This is a genomic window from Pseudomonas sp. 8O (genome assembly GCF_902506495.1).
In the GTDB taxonomy this organism is placed as follows: domain Bacteria; phylum Pseudomonadota; class Gammaproteobacteria; order Pseudomonadales; family Pseudomonadaceae; genus Aquipseudomonas; species Aquipseudomonas chaetocerotis.
Genome location: NZ_LR733264.1, coordinates 1,533,983 through 1,553,705 on the forward strand (window position 1 = coordinate 1,533,983; position 19,723 = coordinate 1,553,705).

General features: G+C 61.6%; 16 protein-coding genes. 13 read left to right on the forward strand and 3 right to left on the reverse strand.

Annotation, left to right across the window (positions count from 1 at the left end; all coding sequences use genetic code 11):
- Positions 1 to 69 precede the first annotated feature (69 nt).
- Positions 70 to 2,340, reverse strand: a complete 2,271-nt coding sequence (gene clpA, locus GV002_RS09845; RefSeq protein ID WP_074678625.1) for an ATP-dependent Clp protease ATP-binding subunit ClpA — start codon at positions 2,338 to 2,340, stop codon at positions 70 to 72.
- A 29-nt stretch (positions 2,341 to 2,369) separates the two neighbouring features.
- The gene (clpS, locus tag GV002_RS09850) at positions 2,370 to 2,732 is read right to left on the reverse strand and encodes an ATP-dependent Clp protease adapter ClpS (protein WP_003460431.1); all 363 of its coding nucleotides are present in this window, start codon (positions 2,730 to 2,732) and stop codon (positions 2,370 to 2,372) included.
- Between the two features lie 231 nt (positions 2,733 to 2,963).
- Between clpS and cspD the strand changes: the two genes are divergently transcribed.
- Entirely contained in the window at positions 2,964 to 3,233 is a 270-nt protein-coding gene (gene cspD / locus GV002_RS09855) for a cold shock domain-containing protein CspD (RefSeq protein WP_072424088.1), read from the forward strand.
- Positions 3,234 to 3,367: 134 nt separating this feature from the next.
- Here the strand turns inward: cspD and icd are convergent, their stop codons facing one another.
- Positions 3,368 to 4,624: an NADP-dependent isocitrate dehydrogenase gene (gene icd / locus GV002_RS09860; protein ID WP_160018116.1), complete on the reverse strand. Its 1,257-nt coding sequence runs from the start codon at positions 4,622 to 4,624 to the stop codon at positions 3,368 to 3,370.
- A gap of 357 nt (positions 4,625 to 4,981) precedes the next feature.
- On the opposite strand from icd, the gene GV002_RS09865 reads away from it, so the two are divergent.
- From GV002_RS09865 to GV002_RS09920, 12 genes are all read left to right on the forward strand, one after another.
- The gene (locus GV002_RS09865) at positions 4,982 to 7,210 is read left to right on the forward strand and encodes an NADP-dependent isocitrate dehydrogenase (RefSeq protein ID WP_160018117.1); all 2,229 of its coding nucleotides are present in this window, start codon (positions 4,982 to 4,984) and stop codon (positions 7,208 to 7,210) included.
- Positions 7,211 to 7,345: 135 nt separating this feature from the next.
- Positions 7,346 to 7,786, forward strand: coding sequence for an NUDIX hydrolase (locus GV002_RS09870; protein ID WP_160018118.1), 441 nt, complete (start codon positions 7,346 to 7,348; stop codon positions 7,784 to 7,786).
- 141 nt (positions 7,787 to 7,927) lie between these two features.
- Positions 7,928 to 9,040 carry a tRNA 2-thiouridine(34) synthase MnmA gene (mnmA, locus tag GV002_RS09875; RefSeq protein WP_160018119.1) on the forward strand — a complete coding sequence of 371 codons (1,113 nt, stop codon included), beginning with the start codon at positions 7,928 to 7,930 and terminating at the stop codon, positions 9,038 to 9,040.
- A complete protein-coding gene (gene hflD, locus GV002_RS09880; RefSeq protein ID WP_160018120.1) occupies positions 9,037 to 9,657 on the forward strand; it encodes a high frequency lysogenization protein HflD in 621 nt (206 codons plus the stop codon). Before mnmA ends, hflD begins: the two co-directional genes overlap by 4 nt.
- 2 nt (positions 9,658 to 9,659) lie before the next feature.
- Complete coding sequence (locus tag GV002_RS09885; protein ID WP_160018121.1) at positions 9,660 to 10,523, forward strand: DMT family transporter; 864 nt, start codon at positions 9,660 to 9,662, stop codon at positions 10,521 to 10,523.
- 147 nt (positions 10,524 to 10,670) lie between these two features.
- Entirely contained in the window at positions 10,671 to 12,041 is a 1,371-nt protein-coding gene (gene purB / locus GV002_RS09890) for an adenylosuccinate lyase (protein ID WP_160018122.1), read from the forward strand.
- 78 nt (positions 12,042 to 12,119) lie between these two features.
- Entirely contained in the window at positions 12,120 to 13,286 is a 1,167-nt protein-coding gene (locus tag GV002_RS09895) for a cupin domain-containing protein (protein WP_160018123.1), read from the forward strand.
- Positions 13,279 to 13,704 carry a GNAT family N-acetyltransferase gene (locus GV002_RS09900; RefSeq protein ID WP_160018124.1) on the forward strand — a complete coding sequence of 142 codons (426 nt, stop codon included), beginning with the start codon at positions 13,279 to 13,281 and terminating at the stop codon, positions 13,702 to 13,704. The genes GV002_RS09895 and GV002_RS09900 overlap by 8 nt, the downstream gene beginning before the upstream one ends.
- Positions 13,705 to 13,712: 8 nt before the next feature.
- Complete coding sequence (locus GV002_RS09905) at positions 13,713 to 14,354, forward strand: histone acetyltransferase HPA2 (protein WP_160018125.1); 642 nt, start codon at positions 13,713 to 13,715, stop codon at positions 14,352 to 14,354.
- Positions 14,351 to 15,160, forward strand: a complete 810-nt coding sequence (locus GV002_RS09910; RefSeq protein ID WP_160018126.1) for a secretin N-terminal domain-containing protein — start codon at positions 14,351 to 14,353, stop codon at positions 15,158 to 15,160. Before GV002_RS09905 ends, GV002_RS09910 begins: the two co-directional genes overlap by 4 nt.
- Positions 15,161 to 15,719: 559 nt before the next feature.
- Positions 15,720 to 17,315 (forward strand): isocitrate lyase, encoded by a 1,596-nt coding sequence (locus GV002_RS09915; RefSeq protein ID WP_160018127.1) that lies wholly within the window; start codon positions 15,720 to 15,722, stop codon positions 17,313 to 17,315.
- A 302-nt stretch (positions 17,316 to 17,617) separates the two neighbouring features.
- A complete protein-coding gene (locus GV002_RS09920) occupies positions 17,618 to 19,621 on the forward strand; it encodes a PhoX family protein (RefSeq protein ID WP_160018128.1) in 2,004 nt (667 codons plus the stop codon).
- Positions 19,622 to 19,723 lie beyond the last annotated feature (102 nt).

A 19,723-nucleotide genomic window follows, 5' to 3' on the forward strand; every position in this document is an offset into this window, starting at 1 on the left:
CATATGCCGGGCGTTTTCGTTGATTCACTGAAAGCCATCAAGGCTTTCAGTGAACCTGAGGCCATTCGATCAGGCGACCTCTGCCGCCGTCTCGAACTCGAAGCTGGGCTCACCATCCTTGACGTCGATGTGTACCACACCGCCATGCTCGGCCAGTTCGCCAAAGAGGATCTCCTCTGCCAGCGGACGCTTGATCTTGTCCTGAATCAAACGCGCCATCGGCCGCGCGCCCATCATCACATCGTAACCACGCTCGGCCAGCCAGCCACGCGCCGCATCACTGACTTCCAGCGTGACACGCTTGTCTTCCAGCTGTGCCTGCAGTTCGGTGAGGAACTTGTCGACAATGCTCTTGATGGTCTCGTGACTCAGGCGGCCGAACTGGATGATGGTATCCAGGCGGTTGCGGAACTCCGGCGTGAAGCTCTTCTTGATGACTTCCATGGCATCGGTGGAGTGATCCTGCTGAGTGAAACCGATCGACGCACGCGAGGCGGTTTCCGCACCAGCGTTGGTGGTCATGATCAGGATCACGTTGCGGAAGTCCGCCTTGCGCCCGTTGTTGTCAGTCAGCGTGCCGTGGTCCATGACCTGCAGCAGCAGGTTGAAGACTTCCGGGTGCGCTTTCTCGATTTCATCGAGCAGCAATACGCAGTGCGGCTGCTTGGTGATCGCCTCGGTCAGCAGGCCGCCCTGGTCGAAACCTACGTAACCGGGGGGCGCACCGATCAGGCGCGACACGGTGTGGCGCTCCATGTACTCGGACATGTCGAAACGCACCAGTTCGATACCCATGGCCTTGGCCAACTGCCGTGCGGCCTCGGTCTTGCCCACACCAGTAGGGCCGGCGAACAGGAAGGAGCCGACCGGCTTGTCCGGCGCCTTGAGGCCCGCACGAGACAGTTTGATCGCGGTAGCCAGCGAATCGATAGCGGCATCCTGACCGAATACCGTGAGTTTCAGATCGCGCTCCAGATTACGCAGCAGCTCCTTGTCGGAGCTGGACACGTGCTTCGGCGGAATCCGCGCGATCTTGGCGACGATGTCCTCGACCTGCGCCACCTCGATACGCGCCACACGCTTTTCTTCCGGCTGCAGGCGCTGGTAAGCCCCCGCCTCGTCGATCACGTCGATAGCCTTGTCCGGCATGTGGCGGTCGTTGATGTAGCGCGCAGCCAACTCGGCCGCTGCACGCAGGGCTTCGTCGCTGTATTCGATGTGATGGTGCTGCTCGAAGCGCGCCTTGAGCCCCCTGAGAATACCCACGGTATCCTCCACCGAAGGCTCGACCACGTCGACTTTCTGGAAGCGCCGTGCCAGCGCGCGGTCCTTCTCGAAGATGCCGCGAAACTCCTGGAAGGTGGTCGAACCTATGCAGCGAATCTCACCAGACGACAGCATTGGTTTGAGCAGGTTGGATGCATCCATCACGCCGCCCGATGCAGCACCCGCACCGATGATGGTGTGAATCTCGTCGATGAAGAGGATGGCATGCGGCCTTTTGCGCAGCTCGTTGAGCAGCGCCTTGAAGCGCTTCTCGAAGTCACCACGGTACTTGGTACCCGCCAGCAGCGCACCGAGATCCAGCGAATACACCACGCTATCAGCCAGCAGGTCAGGCACCTGCTCGTCGACGATGCGCTTGGCCAGGCCTTCAGCGATGGCTGTCTTGCCAACACCGGCCTCACCTACCAACAGTGGGTTGTTCTTGCGCCGGCGAGCGAGAATCTGCGCAACGCGCTCGACCTCATGCTCGCGACCGACCAGTGGATCGATACGCCCCTGACGAGCCAACTCGTTGAGGTTGCTGGCGTAGGCATCCAGCGGATTGCCAGAAGCGGATGACTCGCCGCCCTCATCATCCTGCATGTCCTGATCATTTTCGTGCTGATCGCCATGCCCAGGCACCTTGGAGATACCGTGGGCGATGTAGTTGACCACATCGATACGGGCCACGCTCTGCTGCTTGAGCAGGAACACGGCCTGGCTTTCCTGCTCGCTGAAGATCGCGACAAGCACGTTGGCGCCGGTCACTTCACGCTTGCCGGAGCTCTGCACATGGAATACCGCACGCTGCAGGACGCGCTGGAAGCCAAGCGTTGGCTGCGTTTCGCGGTCCTCATCATGCTGAGGAATCAGCGGCGTGGTGGAGTCGATGAACTCCTGCAAATCATGGCGCAGCTTGTCGAGGTTGGCCCCACAGGCCCTTAAAACGCTGGCCGCCGCTTCATTATCCAGCAAGGCGAGCAGCAGGTGCTCGACCGTCATGAATTCATGACGCTTGGCACGGGCCTCCTTGAAAGCCAGATTGAGGGTGACTTCGAGCTCTCGATTCAACATAGCTTCACCTCATACCCAAGTGGCCGGCGTTAACCGTCCTTCTCTATTTCACAGAGTAGCGGATGCTGGCTCTCTCGCGCGTACTGGTTGACCTGCATTGCCTTGGTCTCCGCAATATCACGGGTGTACACACCGCACACCGCACGTCCTTCTGTATGGACGGCCAGCATGATCTTGGTCGCCAGCTCCCGGTTCATGCCGAAAAACGTTTCGAGCACTTCGACGACGAAATCCATCGGGGTGTAGTCGTCATTGAATAAGACCACCTTGTACATCGGTGGTGCCTGCAATGCTGGCTTGGATTCCTGAACAGCAATACCAGAGGAGTCATCCTCATGCTCTGCCGGGTGATCCTGATTGAATGTTAGTCGAATCTGGCTACTTGCATGCATGCTGAAATCAGAGGTTCAAGGCCGGGCGAACGGGGATGCTAGAGGGAGTTTGACTGAGTTCTCAGCCATCCGCCGTATAGCCTTGACTAACGGCAAAAGGGTGTTACAACAAATGAATACCCACTGGTGGGTATCAGGGATTCCACGCCTTCGCCCAGCCTGGTCGGTTATCGCGTGGAATCGAAGTGGATGATACTCCAGAGATGGAGTCCTTTGCAGAGGGATATCAGCATGCTCAGCGGTAAGGTCAAGTGGTTCAACAACGCCAAAGGCTATGGATTCATCCTGGCCGACGGCCGAGATGAGGACCTGTTCGCCCACTACTCGGCTATCCAGATGGACGGTTACAAGACATTAAAGGCCGGCCAGCCGGTCCGCTTCGAGATCGTGCAAGGCCCCAAAGGACTGCATGCCATCAATATCAGCGCGGTTACCGCCAACCAGGACGCCCCCGTGGCCGTACCCCAGGCGCAAAATATCGCGAGCACTGTCGAAGTCTGAGTCTCCTGCAGCCACAAAAACGCCGAGAGCGTTTTTGCGCGCAAGCCCCGAAGGGGCGGAGCACATGGATGTGCTGAACACAAAAGGGCCGGTCATATGACCGGCCCTTTTCACGCTGTCGATCAGTGAACTGATCACATATGGCTGATCATCGCATCGCCGAACTCGGAGCACGACATCAGCTTCGCACCCTCCATCAGGCGCTCGAAGTCATAGGTCACGGTCTTGGCGGCGATGGCGCCGTTGGTGCCCTTGATGATCAGATCAGCCGCTTCGGCCCAGCCCATGTGACGCAGCATCATCTCGGCGGAGAGAATGACAGAACCCGGGTTGACCTTGTCCTGACCGGCATACTTGGGCGCCGTGCCGTGAGTCGCCTCGAACATGGCCACCGAATCGGACAGGTTGGCGCCGGGCGCGATGCCGATGCCGCCAACTTCGGCCGCCAGAGCATCGGACAGATAGTCGCCATTGAGGTTGAGGGTGGCGATCACGTCATATTCGGCCGGACGCAGCAGGATCTGCTGCAGCATGGCGTCGGCAATCACATCCTTGACCACGATGTTCTTGCCGGTACGCGGATTCTTGAACTGCATCCACGGGCCACCGTCGAGCAGCTCGGCGCCGAATTCCTCGCGGGCAATCTCGTAGCCCCATTCCTTGAAGGCACCTTCGGTGAACTTCATGATGTTGCCTTTGTGCACCAGGGTCACCGAGCTGCGGTCGTTGTCCACGGCATATTGCAGCGCCTTGCGCACCAGGCGCTTGGTGCCCGCCTCGGAAACCGGCTTGATGCCGATACCGCACATGTCGGTGAAACGGATCTTCTTGACGCCCATTTCCTCGGTGAGGAATTTGATGACCTTCTCGGCCTCGGGGCTGCCAGCTTTCCACTCGACGCCGGCGTAGATGTCCTCGGAGTTCTCGCGAAAGATCACCATATCGACGTCGCCCGGCTTCTTCACCGGACTTGGCACACCCTCGAACCAACGCACTGGGCGCAGGCAGACGTAGAGGTCGAGTTCCTGGCGCAAGGCCACGTTCAATGAGCGAATACCGCCGCCAACAGGCGTGGTCAGCGGGCCTTTGATCGAAACCACGTAATCACGTACAGCCTCGAGGGTTTCTTTCGGCAGCCAGGTGTCCTGGTCGTAAACCTGAGTGGCTTTCTCACCGGCGTAAACTTCCATCCAGGAGATCTTGCGAGCGCCGCCGTAGGCTTTTTCGACGGCAGCGTCTACGACCTTGATCATCACCGGAGAAATATCGACGCCAATTCCATCACCCTCGATGAACGGGATGATCGGGTTGTCCGGAACAGTCAGCGACATATCGGCATTGACGGTGATTTTGTCACCGCTGGCTGGCACCTGGATCTTTTGGTATCCCATGCTGGACTCCATCTTGTGGTTAGACAGGCACTCCCGAGAGTAGCGCAAACCGCTCGCGGAGACACATGTGCAAAGGTCTTATTCAACTGGGCATTCTGTGGCGAGGTGTCGCAGTGGTATACTGCTTAGGTGACTAACGAGTCATAAGGGGCGACCTGTCTGGAACCAGGCAGCAACCTCTTGAATCCGGTTAACGGCCACCACTGTCTGCCGGCTCGAAATGCTCGACACTCTACGGGTGCATCCAACATCACCGCGGCGAGTCCTCGACCCGGCCCCGCCATCATGGGGCTCAAGCGCCTACCCGCGCAGGTCGAGTTTCTATGCGCGCTCAGCAAAGAAGAGAGTTAACCCTAAATGTCCACCCCTTCGAAGATCATCTACACCTTCACCGACGAAGCTCCGGCCCTCGCTACCTATTCGCTTCTGCCAATTGTAGAAGCCTTTGCCGCCTCGGCTGACATCTCCGTTGAAACCCGCGACATCTCTCTTGCTGGACGGATCCTGGCAAGCTTTGCCGACCGCCTGGACGCCGACAAACGCATCGATGACGACCTGGCCAAACTGGCCGAGCTGACTCTGCAAGCCGACGCCAACATCATCAAACTGCCGAACATCAGCGCTTCCGTCCCTCAGCTCAAGGCCGCCATCGCCGAGCTGCAGGCTCAGGGCTACAACATTCCGGATTTCCCGGAAGATCCGCAGAACGACGAAGACAAGGAAGTTCGCGCCCGCTACGCCAAGATCCTGGGCAGCGCCGTGAACCCGGTTCTGCGTGAAGGCAACTCTGACCGACGCGCTCCAGCCGCAGTCAAGGCCTATGCCCGCAAGCACCCGCACAGCATGGGCAAGTGGAGCATGGCTTCGCAGTCCCACGCCGACTACATGCGCGGCGGCGACTTCTTCTCCAGCGAGCAATCGATCACCATGGCCAAGGCCGGTGACGTGCGCATCGAATTCGTCGGCAAGGACGGCAAGGTCGAAGTCAAGAAACAACTCGCCCTGCAGGAAGGCGAAGTGTTCGACAGCATGTTCATGAGCTGCCGCAAGCTGCGTGACTTCTTCGAGAAGACCCTGCAGGACTGCAAGGAAACCGGCGTGATGTGGTCCCTGCACGTCAAGGCGACCATGATGAAGGTCTCCCACCCGATCGTCTTCGGCCACGCTGTCAGCGTTTACTACAAGGACGTGTTCGACAAGTACGGCGAGCTGTTCAAGGAACTGGGCGTCAACCCGAACAACGGTATCAGCAGCGTCTACGACAAGATCAAGTCGCTGCCAGCCTCGCAGCAGGAAGAAATCCTGCACGACATCCACGAGGTCTATGCCCATCGCCCGGAAATGGCCATGGTCGACTCGGTCAAGGGCATCACCAACCTGCACATCCCGAGCGACGTGATCGTTGACGCCTCGATGCCGGCGATGATCCGCAACTCCGGCCAGATGTGGGGCAAGGACGGCAAGCAGAAAGACACCAAGGCCGTCATGCCTGAGAGCACCTACGCGCGCATCTATCAGGAAATGATCAACTTCTGCAAAACCAACGGTGCGTTCGACCCGACCACCATGGGTACCGTGCCGAACGTCGGCCTGATGGCGCAGAAGGCCGAAGAGTACGGCTCTCACGACAAGACCTTCGAAATGACCGCCGACGGCACCATGCGCGTCGTGGCTGCCGACGGCACCGTGCTGATGCAGCACCAGGTCGAAGCCGGCGACATCTGGCGCGCCTGCCAGACCAAGGACGCGCCGATTCGCGACTGGGTCAAGCTGGCCGTTACCCGCGCCCGTCAGTCCGAAACCCCGGCCATCTTCTGGCTGGACCCGGAACGCGCCCACGACCGCGAACTGCAGAAGAAGGTCGAGCTGTACCTCAAGGATTACGACCTGACCGGCCTGGACATCCGCATGATGGGCTACAACGAAGCCATCCGCGTATCCATGGAGCGCATGATTCGTGGCCAGGACACCATCTCGGTGACCGGCAACGTGCTGCGTGACTACCTGACCGACCTGTTCCCGATCATGGAGCTGGGCACCTCGGCCAAGATGCTGTCCATTGTTCCGCTGATGGCTGGCGGCGGCATGTACGAAACCGGAGCCGGCGGCTCGGCACCCAAGCACGTGCAGCAGCTGGTCGAAGAGAACTACCTGCGCTGGGACTCCCTGGGTGAGTTCCTGGCCCTGGCCGTGTCGCTGGAAGAAACCGGTATCAAGACCAACAACGCCAAAGCCAAGGTACTGGGCAAGACCCTGGATCAAGCCACCGGCAAGCTGCTGGACAACAACAAGTCCCCGGCGCGCAAGGTCGGCGAGATCGACAACCGCGGCAGCCACTTCTACCTGGCCCTGTACTGGGCGCAAGCTCTGGCCGAGCAGAATGACGATGCCGAACTGAAAGCCCGCTTCGCACCGCTGGCCAAGCAACTGACCGAGCAGGAAGCGACCATCGTCGGCGAACTGGCTGCCGTACAAGGCAAGCCGGTCGAAATCGGTGGCTACTACCGCTCCAACCCCGAGCTGACCAGCAAGGTGATGCGCCCCAGCGCCACCTTCAACGCCGCTCTGGCCGCACTGAATGCCTGATAAGGCCTTTGCGTGAAAAGAACCCCGGCCTCGTGCCGGGGTTTTTCTTTAGGCCAGGCCCCTTGCTTGATGGTTACAGACATAAAGATGGTGATAGTCGGTGCGCGCGGCGCACCCTACCCCGGAGGATTTCAGATGGTGTGGCAACCCCATATCACCGTGGCGACAGTGATCGAAGATGATGGCCGTTTCCTGTTCGTCGAAGAGTTCAAGGCCGGCCGCATGGTACTCAACCAGCCGGCCGGGCACCTGGAAGCCAATGAATCGTTACGCGAAGCCGCGCTGCGCGAAACACTCGAGGAAACCGGCTGGGACGTCGAGCTCACCGCCCTGCTCGGCATCTACCTCTATAGCGCGCCGAGCAATGGTGTGACCTATCAACGCGTGTGCTTCAGCGCCCGCCCCGTGCACCATGACCCAAAGCGCGAGCTGGACAGCGATATCAGCAGCATCATCTGGCTGACACGCGATGAACTGGCCGCACAGCCCGAGCGCTGGCGCAGCGAGCTGGTGCTGCGTTGCGTCGACGACTACCTGACCGGTATCAGCGGGCCATTGGAGTTGGTGCGCGATTGATCGCGAGCTTACGCCTTTGCGGAGAGTGCGCCATGCGCACCATCGGTATCGCGGCGCCCACCTGGTGCGCACGGCGCACCCTACCTGAGGCGGGCTTTCTGGTAGACTCGGCAACTTTTCAGGCTTCACTCGCAGACTCCCATGCAAGCACCTAGCACCCAACGCGTGATCGTCGGCATGTCCGGCGGTGTCGATTCGTCCGTTTCCGCCCTGCTGCTCATCGAGGCGGGCTACCAGGTCGAAGGCCTGTTCATGAAGAACTGGGACGAAGACGACGGCACCGAATACTGCACCGCCATGGACGACCTGGCCGACGCCCAGGCCGTATGCGACCGCATCGGCATCAAGCTGCACACCGCCAACTTCGCCGCCGAGTACTGGGACAACGTGTTCGAGCACTTCCTGGCCGAATACCAGGCCGGACGCACGCCGAACCCGGACATCCTGTGTAACCGCGAGATTAAGTTCAAAGCCTTCCTCGACTACGCCCTGTCGCTGGGTGCCGATTTGATCGCCACCGGCCACTACGTGCGTCGCCGCGATATAGACGGCCGCACCGAACTGCTCAAGGGCCTGGACCCGAACAAGGACCAGAGCTATTTCCTGCATGCCGTCGGCGGCGAGCAGATCGCCCGGACCCTGTTCCCGGTCGGCGAGCTGGAAAAGCCACAGGTGCGCGCCATTGCCGAGAAATACGAGCTGGCCACCGCGAAGAAGAAAGACTCCACGGGTATCTGCTTCATCGGCGAACGCCGCTTCAGCGACTTCCTCAAGCAGTACCTGCCGGCCCAGCCGGGCGATATCGAAACCACTGACGGCCAGGTCATCGGCCGCCATCATGGCCTGATGTACCATACCATCGGCCAGCGCCAGGGCCTGGGTATCGGTGGTCTCAAGGACGCCGGCGACGATCCCTGGTACGTGCTGCGCAAGGACCTGACGCGCAACGTGCTGATCGTCGGCCAGGGCAACGAGCACCCCTGGCTGTTCTCTCGCGCCCTGCTCGCCTCGGACATCTACTGGGTCAACCCACTGGATCTGAGCAGCCCGCGCCGCCTGACCGCCAAGGTGCGTTACCGCCAGAGCGACCAGCGCTGCATCCTGGAGAAGACCGAGAACGGCTATCGTGCCGTGTTCGACGAGCCGCAGCGCGCCGTCACGCCCGGTCAGTCCGTGGTGTTCTATGACGGCGAGGTCTGCCTGGGTGGCGGCGTGATCGAAACCGCAGAAGCCTGGTACGAGGACGCGCAATGAACCCGCTGCAGGAGCAACTGGTTGCGCTCGGCGCCGTCTTCGAAGCGGCCTCCCTGGCCGACAAGATCGCCCGTACCGGCCAGGTCAGCGAAGCCTCCATGGGCTGTATGCTCGGCAGCCTGCTGGTGCGCGACCCGAAAAGCACGCTGGACGTATACGGTGGCGACGACCTCAACCTGCGCGACGGTTATCGCGCGCTGATCAGTTCGCTGGAGCGTAATCCGTCTGCCCTGCAGCGCGAGCCGCTGCGCTATGCGCTGGCGATGATCGGCCTGGAGCGCCAGCTGGATAAGCGCGCTGACATGCTGCAGGTCATGGGCAGCCGACTGGATCAGATCCAGCAACAAGTCGAGCATTTCGGCCTGGTCCATGACAACGTCATCGCTGCGTGCGGCGGCCTTTATCAGGACACCATCAGCACCTTCCGCCAGCGCATCCAGGTGCACGGCGACATGCGCTTTCTGCAGCAGCCGAACAACGCCGCGAAAATCCGCGCCCTGCTGCTCGCTGGTATCCGATCGGCGCGCCTGTGGCGTCAACTCGGCGGCCACCGCTGGCAGCTGGTATTCAGCCGCGGCAAGCTGCTCAAAGAGCTTTACGAACTGACGCGAAGCTGACCATGGAATCCGCCAGCCGCAGCGTCAAACCCCTTCAGGGTGCCCTGCTGCTGGCACTGTCGGCCTTGCTGTTCGCCTTTACCGGCGTCGGCATTCGCGAGATATCCGTCAGCGTCAACAACGAGTCGGTGGTGTTCTTCCGCAACCTGGTCGGCGTGCTGTTCTTTTTGCCGTTGCTGCTGGTGCGCGGTGTGCGACCGCTACGCACGACCCGACTGAAATCCCATCTCTGGCGCACCACCTACGGCCTGGCGGCGATGTACTGCTTCTTCTACGCCATCGCCCACCTGCCACTGGCAGACGCCATGCTGTTCACCTATTCGGCGCCGGTGTTCACACCGCTGATCGCACACATCTGGCTCAAGGAGCCGCTGACTCGCCGCATGCTGGTCTGCAGCCTGATCGGCCTGTGCGGTGTGCTGCTGGTGGCCAAGCCCAGCGCCGCCTTGTTCGAGGGGCCCGCGCTGTTCGGCCTGGCGGCCAGCCTGCTGGCGGCCTTCGCCTTCGTCTCCATCCGCGAAATGAGCGACAGCGAACCGGCTACCCGCATCGTCTTCTATTTCTCGCTGTTCAGCGCACTGTTTTCCGCCATCCCGCTGACCTGGAGCTGGCAACCGCTCGACTCCACGCAACTGATCTGGCTGCTGGGCATCGGCCTGCTGGCCACCGCCAGCCAGGTGATCATGTCACGCGCCTACGGCCTGGCGCCGCCAGGGCTGATCGGCCCAGTCGCCTACCTGGCCATCGTCTTCGCCGGCATCATCGCCTGGCTGCTCTGGGGCGAGACGCCGGACACCCTGTCGCTGCTCGGTGCGGCATTGATCTTCGCCGCCAGTCTGTTATCGGTCGCAAGACGCAGGGCATAGGCGGCCAAGCGCTGGTTTTCATGTATGATGTGCGCCCTTTTCGTCAGAGGTCGTCCAGGCACCTGAGCCAGCGCCCGCTTCATCCAAGCCGGCACGATGCGCAGCGCCCCGGATGGCTTTTCAGCCCGACAGCCCGAGAACGCCTACATGCAGCTTTCCTCGCTCACCGCGGTTTCCCCCGTCGACGGCCGCTACGCCGGCAAAACCAGCGCCCTGCGCCCCATCTTCAGCGAATACGGCCTGATCCGTAGCCGTGTACTGGTCGAAGTGCGCTGGCTGCAGCGCCTGGCTGCCCACGAAGGCATCCCGGAAGTCGCGCCCTTCTCCGCCGAAGCCAACACCCTGCTCAACGAGCTGGCCGAGAACTTCGCCGTCGAGCACGCCGAGCGCGTCAAGGAAATCGAGCGCACCACCAACCACGACGTCAAGGCCGTGGAGTACCTGCTCAAGGAACAGGCGGCCAAGCTGCCAGAGCTGGACAAGGTCAGCGAGTTCATCCACTTCGCCTGCACCAGCGAGGACATCAACAACCTGTCCCACGCCCTGATGCTGCGCGAAGGCCGTGACACAGTGCTGCTGCCGCTGATGAAGCAACTGGCCGACGCCATCCGCGAACTGGCGGTGAAGTTTGCCGATGTGCCGATGCTGTCGCGCACCCATGGCCAGCCGGCATCGCCGACCACCCTGGGCAAGGAACTGGCTAACGTCGTCTACCGTCTGGAGCGCCAGATCGCTCAGGTCGCTGCCGTGCCACTGCTGGGCAAGATCAATGGCGCCGTGGGCAACTACAACGCGCACCTGTCGGCCTACCCGAGCATCGACTGGGAAGCCAACGCCCGACAGTTCATCGAAGGTGACCTGGGCCTGAGCTGGAACCCCTATACCACCCAAATCGAGCCGCACGACTACATCGCCGAGCTGTTCGACGCCATCGCGCGCTTCAACACCATCCTGATCGACTTCGACCGCGATGTGTGGGGCTATATCTCCCTCGGCTACTTCAAGCAGAAGACCGTCGCCGGCGAGATCGGCTCCTCGACCATGCCGCACAAGGTCAACCCGATCGACTTCGAGAACTCCGAAGGCAACCTAGGCATCGCCAACGCGATCTTCCAGCACCTGGCCAGCAAGCTGCCGATCTCCCGCTGGCAGCGTGACCTGACCGACTCCACCGTGCTGCGCAACTTGGGTGTCGGCTTCGCTCACAGCGTCATCGCTTATGAGGCCAGCCTCAAAGGGATCAGTAAGTTGGAGCTCAATGCTCAGAAAATTGCTGAAGACCTGGATGCCTGCTGGGAAGTGCTCGCCGAGCCGATCCAGACCGTCATGCGTCGCTACGCCATCGAGAACCCGTACGAGAAGCTCAAGGAGCTGACCCGCGGCAAGGGCATCAGCCCCGAGGCCCTGCTGGCCTTCATCGACGGCCTGGATATGCCGGCCGCCGCCAAGGAAGAGCTCAAGCAACTGACTCCGGCGCGCTACATCGGTAACGCCGTGGCCCAGGCCAAGCGCATTTAAGCGCGATCAGCCTCTCGGACGCCCGGCTGAGCCGGGCGTTTTTGTTTTAAGGTTTTTATCAATTTCAAGGGCTTACTGATGAATCCTGATACTCCGCTGCAATTGCTGGGTGGCCTCACAGCCCGTGAATTCTTGCGCGACTACTGGCAGAAGAAACCCCTGCTGGTGCGCCAGGCGGTCCCCGACTTCGAAAGCCCGATCAGCCCTGACGAACTGGCCGGTCTGGCACTGGAAGAAGAAGTCGAATCGCGCCTGGTGATCGAGCACGGCGAGCGCCCCTGGGAGCTGCAGCGCGGCCCGTTCAACGAGGACACCTTCCAGGACCTGCCAGAGCGCGGCTGGACGCTACTGGTACAAGCCGTCGACCAGTTCGTCCCGGAAGTGGCCGAACTGCTGGAAGGCTTCAAGTTCCTGCCCAAATGGCGCATCGACGACCTGATGATCAGCTTCGCTGCGCCCGGTGGCGGTGTCGGCCCGCATTTTGACAACTACGACGTATTCCTGCTGCAGGCGCACGGTCATCGCCGCTGGCAAATCGGCCAGATGTGCGATGCCGACAGCCCGCTGCTCCCCCACGCCGATCTGAAGATCCTGGCTCAATTCGAACCAACCGATGAATGGGTGCTGGCACCCGGCGACATGCTTTACCTGCCGCCATGCCTCGCCCACTGTGGCACCGCTGAGGATGATTGCATGACCTATTCCGTGGGCTTCCGCGCGCCGAGCGCCGCTGAAGTACTGACCCATTTCACCGATTTCCTCGGCCAGTTCCTGCCCGACGAAGAGCGTTACAGCGACGCCGACATCCAGCCGAGCGAGGATCCCAACCAGATCCAGCGCGACGCCCTGGAGCGCCTCAAGGCCCTGCTCAACGAACACATGAGCGACGAGCGCCTGCTGATGACCTGGTTCGGCCAGTTCATGACCGAACCCAAGTATCCGGAGCTGGTTGCCGGCATCGAGATCGAGGAGGAAGACTTCCTCGGCGCCCTGGAAGATGGCGCGATCCTCATCCGCAACCCCAGCGCCCGCATGGCCTGGTCGGAGGTCGGTGAGGACCTGATGTTGTTCGCCAGCGGTCAGAGCCGCCTGGTCTCGGCTCGCCTGCGCGAACTGCTGAAGCTGATCTGCAGCGCCGATGCGTTACATGTGGAAAACCTCGGCGCCTGGCTGGCCGACGACGAGGGGCGTACCCTGATGTGGGAACTGGTCAAGCAAGGCAGCCTGGGATTTGCCGATGAGTGAAATCACCGTCCGTGTCGCGGACTGGCATAGGGACAATGCCGAGCTTCGCCGTATCCGCGACAGCGTGTTCGTCGCCGAGCAATCGGTACCACCGGAACTGGAATGGGATGCCGAGGATACCGACGCCGTGCACTTTATTGCCGAGGAAGGCGATTACCCGGTGGGCACCGCGCGCCTGCTGCCCGACGGCCATATCGGTCGCGTTTCGGTGCTCAAGGACTGGCGCGGCCTGAAAGTGGGCGAAAAACTGATGCAGGCGGTGATCGCCGAAGCGGAAAAACGCGGCCTGCATCAGCAAATGCTCACCGCTCAGGTGCACGCCACACCGTTCTATGAAAGGCTAGGCTTCAGGATTGTCAGCGACGAGTACCTCGACGCCGGTATTTCGCACGTGGACATGGTGCGCAGCAGCCAGTAGAGGCATCGATGAACGACAAACACGCCCCGGTCGAAACGATCGATACGCCAGAGCCCAGCGAACTGGCGGCCATCGAATTCGAGTCGCCGGGGCGTTTTGCTGTGCACAATCCAGAATCCGTTACGCCCGATGTGGCGCAATGGGAGCCCGCCCCGTTCATACTCGGTCAGCACGAGCACCTGGAGCGTTTCAGCCAGCCTCAGCAGGCTCGCGCCCACATCCTGGCGTTGATCCAGCAAGCCCAGCGCAATCTGTGCCTGTACAGCGATGATCTGGAGCCATGGCTCTATCACCACAGCAGCGTGCAGCAGGCCTGCACGCGGTTCTTGCTGAGCAGCCCACGGGCGCGCCTGCGCATCCTCCTGCGTGACCCGACCCGTGCCGTGAAGGAAGGCCATCGCCTGCTCGCCCTGTCACGCCGGTTGTCCTCCAACCTGCATATCCGCAAACTCAACCCGGACTACGCAAGCATCGATCAGGCCTACCTGATCGCCGATGACACAGGCCTGTTCCTGCGGCCTGAGCTCGATCAACAATCCGGCTACACCCTGTACAACGATCCGGCGCGCGTGCGCCAACGCCAAACCCAGTTCGACCAGGCCTGGGATACCAGCATCACCGACCCTGATCTGCGGAGCTTTCTGCTATGACCCTGCGCACGCTGTTCGCCGCCCTGCTTCTCGGCCTGTGCCTGCCGCTGCATGCGGCCACCGAGGTAATCCCGCTGAATTACCGCACCGCTGATGACGTGCTCGGCGTGGTGCAATCGATGCTCGGCAACGAGGGCAAGGTCAGCGCTTACGGTAATCAGCTGATCGTCAATGCGTCCCCAGCCAAGATCGGTGAGGTGCGCGTACTGCTGCAGCAACTCGACACTCGCCCTCGTCGCCTGCTGATCACCGTGGAAAGCGCTGACAGCAACTACCAGAACGACCGTGGCTATCGCGTCGACGGCACGCTCAGCGCCGGCAATGCCGAAGTACAGGTCGGCCGCGGCGAAGTGAACGGTCGCGACCAGGTGCGCATCATTCGCCGCAGCACCGACAGCCGTGGTGGCGGCACCCAGCAGGTACAGGCTACCGAAGGCTATCCGGCACTGATTCAGGTCGGCCAGAGCGTACCGCTGACCACCACCAGCACCGGCCCCTACGGCCAGGTCTACCAGGACACTCAATATCGCGACGTGACTCGCGGCTTCTACGTGACAGCCAGTCTTTCCGGCGAGCTGGTACATGTTTCCATCAGCAGCCAGCGTGATCGCGTCAGCAACAGCCGCCCCGGCGTGATCGACGTGCAAAGCACCGATACCCGCGTCAGCGGTCGTCTCGGCGAGTGGATTACCCTGGGCGGCGTCAGCGAGCAAACCAGCTCCAGCGGCCGCGACGTGTTGCGTCGGCACACCACTCAGGGGCGCGAAGACATGTCGCTGCGCGTCAAAGTCGAAGCCCTCGACTGACCCCCCCGACCAAAGTCGAAGTCTTTAACTCCACAAGAACGATGGACAGCTCGTGCAGCCCGCGAAATGCCTGAAACGCCCGCCCCATGGGCTACCAAGCGTGACCAGGCAGTCGCCTACTGAATATGTAGTAGTTTTAAAAAAGCACTACAAAACGTTTGACGAAGCATTTTCCCAGAGGCATGATGGCCTCGCTCCCGCTAGCCAGGGGTCCTGAAAAGGATCTCCAGACCGTCCGCGAAGTACTTCGCAACGGTCCGTGTCCCAACAGCCCACAAGGCCGTACGACGAGGTTGCGACTGGAACGAAGTTGTCCTGAGGGACGGGGAAGCGTTTAGCGTCAGACAGATCGAAAGCCCAGCAGGTGCCCAAGGTTTCCACGAGCCAACCGGCCCAAGCGAAGTTCTCGAACTGTTCGCCACATCCCCCCTCCTCGCGGTCAATCCTCGCCCAGCCGTATTCTCGCCGTCAAAGTGGAAGCCTCCCGCAGCCGCTGCATCCGTGCACGCATTGTGTGGGTAGTCGGTGCTCAACCAACACATTTTTTGAAGGATTGACCATGTCCGCATATCAAAACGACATCAAGGCTGTAGCCGCTCTGAAAGAGAAGTTCGGCAGCAGCTGGAGCGCTATCAACCCCGAGTCCGTCGCCCGTATGCGCGCTCAGAACCGCTTCAAGACCGGTCTGGAAATCGCTCAGTACACCGCTGACATCATGCGCAAGGACATGGAAGAGTACGACGCCGACTCCTCCGTCTATACCCAGTCCCTGGGTTGCTGGCACGGTTTCATCGGTCAGCAGAAGCTGATTTCGATCAAGAAGCACCTGAAAACCACCAACAAGCGCTACCTCTACCTGTCCGGCTGGATGGTTGCCGCTCTGCGCTCCGACTTCGGCCCACTGCCGGACCAGTCGATGCACGAGAAGACCGCCGTCTCCGACCTGATCGAAGAGCTCTACACCTTCCTGCGTCAGGCCGACAGCCGCGAACTGGATCTGCTGTTCACCGCTCTGGACGCAGCTCGCGCAGCTGGCGATCAGGCCAAGGCTGCCGAGATCCAGAACCAGATCGACAACCACGAAACCCACATCGTGCCGATCATTGCCGACATCGATGCTGGCTTCGGTAACCCGGAAGCCACCTACCTGCTGGCCAAGCGCATGATCGAAGCCGGTGCGTGCTGCATCCAGATCGAGAACCAGGTTTCCGACGAGAAACAGTGCGGCCACCAGGACGGTAAAGTGACCGTTCCTCACGCCGACTTCCTCGCCAAGATCGCTGCCGTTCGCTACGCCTTCCTCGAACTGGGCATCGACAACGGCGTAATCGTTGCGCGTACCGACTCCCTGGGCGCCGGCCTGACCAAGCAGATCGCCGTAACCAACGAGCCGGGCGACCTGGGCGACCTGTACAACAGCTTCCTCGATTGCGAAGAAGTTTCCGCTGCCGACCTGGGCAACGGTGACGTCGTGATCAACCGTGGCGGCAAGCTACTGCGTCCGAAGCGCCTGCCGTCCAACCTGTTCCAGTTCCGTGCTGGCACCGGTGAAGCACGCTGCGTACTGGATTGCATCACCAGCCTGCAGAACGGCGCCGACCTGCTGTGGATCGAAACCGAGAAGCCGCACGTTGGTCAGATCGCGGCCATGGTCAACGAAATCCGCAAGACCATCCCGAACGCCAAGCTGGTTTACAACAACAGCCCATCGTTCAACTGGACCCTGAACTTCCGTCAGCAGGTGTTCGATGCCATGGTTGCCGAAGGCAAGGACGTTTCCGCCTACGACCGCGCCAAGCTGATGAGCGTCGAGTACGACGAAACCGAACTGGCCCAGATTGCCGACGAGAAGATCCGCACCTTCCAGCGCGACGGCTCGGCTCAGGCTGGCATCTTCCACCACCTGATCACCCTGCCGACCTACCACACTGCGGCGCTGTCCACCGACAACCTGGCCAAGGGCTACTTCGCCGACCAGGGCATGCTGGCCTACGTGAAAGGCGTGCAGCGTCAGGAACTGCGTCAGGGTATCGCCTGCGTCAAGCACCAGAACATGGCTGGCTCCGACATCGGCGACAACCACAAGGAGTACTTCGCTGGCGAAGCAGCTCTGAAGGCGAGCGGTAAAGACAACACCATGAACCAGTTCCACTAAGAACGGTTCTCCTGCTGCGGACCACGCATCCGCAGCAGTCTGTTTGCCTAATCCGCCCCGGCTTTGCCGGGGTTTTTTTATGTCTGGCCGCAGGCTGCGTCCTGCGCACCAATGCCAGCGCAAATGTCTGCCCCTCCTGGCCTGCACAGACTCGCCACGCCCAATGAAACGATGACAACCGGATGGATGACCATCGCCCCTCCGTGCAGTTTTGTGCAACAGCGCACAGGCGCTGTCACTATTCCGTCGTTTTCCTTGGTTAGCGTCATGGTTCCGTCGATCAGCCTCACCAGGAGCCCTCCATGCGCAACGAACAAGAGCAGGACGTGCTATTCGGCAATGGCGATGAACCGCTCAGCAACGCCTCCAGCAATCCCCATATCAACGACCTGATCGATGCAGGCCTTAGCCGCCGTCAGGTGGTCGCCGGTGGCGCGGCGCTCGGCGTCATGGGCTTTCTCGGCGTGGCCATGCCCGGCAGCGCCGAAGCCGCCGGCAACCCGGTCAAGGACCTGCTCGAACGTCTGAAGAAACGCAGAAAACGTCTGCCGTTCAGCCCTTTGGCGGTGACTCGCGCCGACACCATCAGCGTACCTGCCGGTTACAAGGCCACCCCCTTCATACCCTGGGGCACGCCTATTCGTGGCAGCTTCCCGGCCTTTCTCGACAACGCCGGAAACAGTGCCGCCGACCAGGCCGACCAGATCGGCATGCACCATGACGGCATGCACTTTTTCCCCATCGACGGCCAGCGCGGCGGCGGTCGCAAGAGCGACCACGGCCTGCTGGTACTCAACCACGAGTACATCGACGCTCCACTGCTGCACCCCAACGGCCCTACATTGGTCGGTGGCAAGCGCAGCAATGCCGATGAAGTGCTCAAGGAAATCAACGCCCATGGCGTTTCAGTGGTGGAAGTGCGCCGTGTGCGCGGCCAATGGGAAGTGCTGCCCAGTGCACGCAACCGCCGCATCACGGGTGCGACACCGATGCAGATCAGCGGCCCGGCGCGCGGTCACGCCCTCCTCCGGACTCGCTACAGCCCCGACGGCACTGCCACTCGCGGCACGCTGAACAACTGCGCCAATGGCTTCACACCCTGGGGCACCTACCTGACCTGCGAGGAAAACTGGGCCGGCTATTTCGCCAGCGGCGATTCCGAGCGCCCGCGTGAAATGACCCGCTACGGTGTCGGCAGCGCCAGCCGCTACGGCTGGGATCACCTGGCCGGCGACGAATTCCAGCGTTTCAACGCCACCCGCCTGGCCGCCGAAGCCGCAGGCGACTATCGCAACGAGCCGAACCACTTCGGCTGGATCGTCGAGATCGATCCCTTCGCGCCGGAATCCGCGCCGATCAAGCGCACCGCTCTGGGCCGTTTCGCTCACGAAGGCCTGGTGTTCGCCCCGGTCAAACCGGGCCGTCCGGTGGTCTGCTATTCCGGCGACGACTCGCAGAACGAGTACATCTACAAATTCGTCAGCCGCGGCAGATACGTACCGGGTCGCAGCAACGGCAGCCTGCTCGATGAAGGCACGCTCTACGTGGCCCGCTTCAAGGCCAACGGCAAGGGTGAGTGGCTGGCGCTGGACATCAAGGACAAGGCCTTCCAGGCCGCCTGCAGGGCTGCTGGGGTGAGCTTCGCCGACCAGGGCGAGGTGCTGATCAACACCCGCCTGGCTGCCGACATCGTCGGCGCCACCAAGATGGATCGCCCGGAATGGGGGGCAGTGAACCCGAACAACGGCGACGTCTACTTCACCCTCACCAACAACAGCTCGCGCACAATCGTCGATGCAGCCAACCCGCGCCCAGCCAACGCCTACGGCCACATCATCCGCTGGCGCGAGCAGAGCCGCGACTATGGCGGCCGTGAGTTCGTCTGGAGCCTGTTCCTGCTGGCGGGGCCGGAGAACGACAGCCTCGACCCCAACGGCAGACCGCTGACCGCCGACAACCGCATGGCCAGCCCGGACGGTTTGTGGTTCGACGACGATGGCCGCCTGTGGATCCAGACCGACATGAGCGGCAGCCAGCTCGCCAGCGGCCCGTTCGGCAACAACCAGATGCTGGTTGCCGAGCCCAGCACCGGCGAAGTCAAGCGCTTCCTGGTCGGCCCCGTGGGCTGCGAAGTCACTGGCATCACCGCCACGCCGGACTTCCGCACGCTGTTCGTCAATATCCAGCACCCGGGCGAAGGCTCGACCCCGACGGATTTTCGCAGCACCTGGCCGGACGGCCCCGGCCGCCGCCCGCGCTCGTCCACCGTGATCGTCACGCGCGAAGACGGCAAACCGCTGCTCTGATCCACACGCCTGCACCTTCTCGCTCCTGACGAGAAGGTGCAGGCCCCCAAATTCGATGCTTGGACAGGCAAGGCGCGGCAGCAGCTTCTACGCTGGAAGGCA

Bases quoted from the DNA above. Each gene is read 5' to 3' on its own strand.
- GV002_RS09865 (WP_160018117.1), top strand. From the start codon at position 4,982: ATGTCCACCCCTTCGAAGATCATCTACACCTTCACCGACGAAGCTCCG.
- GV002_RS09870 (WP_160018118.1), top strand. From the start codon at position 7,346: ATGGTGTGGCAACCCCATATCACCGTGGCGACAGTGATCGAAGATGAT.
- purB (WP_160018122.1), top strand. From the start codon at position 10,671: ATGCAGCTTTCCTCGCTCACCGCGGTTTCCCCCGTCGACGGCCGCTAC.
- GV002_RS09920 (WP_160018128.1), top strand. From the start codon at position 17,618: ATGCGCAACGAACAAGAGCAGGACGTGCTATTCGGCAATGGCGATGAA.
- GV002_RS09885 (WP_160018121.1), top strand. From the start codon at position 9,660: ATGGAATCCGCCAGCCGCAGCGTCAAACCCCTTCAGGGTGCCCTGCTG.
- GV002_RS09910 (WP_160018126.1), top strand. From the start codon at position 14,351: ATGACCCTGCGCACGCTGTTCGCCGCCCTGCTTCTCGGCCTGTGCCTG.
- clpA (WP_074678625.1), bottom strand. From the start codon at position 2,340: ATGTTGAATCGAGAGCTCGAAGTCACCCTCAATCTGGCTTTCAAGGAG.
- GV002_RS09905 (WP_160018125.1), top strand. From the start codon at position 13,713: ATGAACGACAAACACGCCCCGGTCGAAACGATCGATACGCCAGAGCCC.
- cspD (WP_072424088.1), top strand. From the start codon at position 2,964: ATGCTCAGCGGTAAGGTCAAGTGGTTCAACAACGCCAAAGGCTATGGA.
- GV002_RS09900 (WP_160018124.1), top strand. From the start codon at position 13,279: ATGAGTGAAATCACCGTCCGTGTCGCGGACTGGCATAGGGACAATGCC.
- mnmA (WP_160018119.1), top strand. From the start codon at position 7,928: ATGCAAGCACCTAGCACCCAACGCGTGATCGTCGGCATGTCCGGCGGT.
- hflD (WP_160018120.1), top strand. From the start codon at position 9,037: ATGAACCCGCTGCAGGAGCAACTGGTTGCGCTCGGCGCCGTCTTCGAA.
- clpS (WP_003460431.1), bottom strand. From the start codon at position 2,732: ATGCATGCAAGTAGCCAGATTCGACTAACATTCAATCAGGATCACCCG.
- icd (WP_160018116.1), bottom strand. From the start codon at position 4,624: ATGGGATACCAAAAGATCCAGGTGCCAGCCAGCGGTGACAAAATCACC.
- GV002_RS09915 (WP_160018127.1), top strand. From the start codon at position 15,720: ATGTCCGCATATCAAAACGACATCAAGGCTGTAGCCGCTCTGAAAGAG.
- GV002_RS09895 (WP_160018123.1), top strand. From the start codon at position 12,120: ATGAATCCTGATACTCCGCTGCAATTGCTGGGTGGCCTCACAGCCCGT.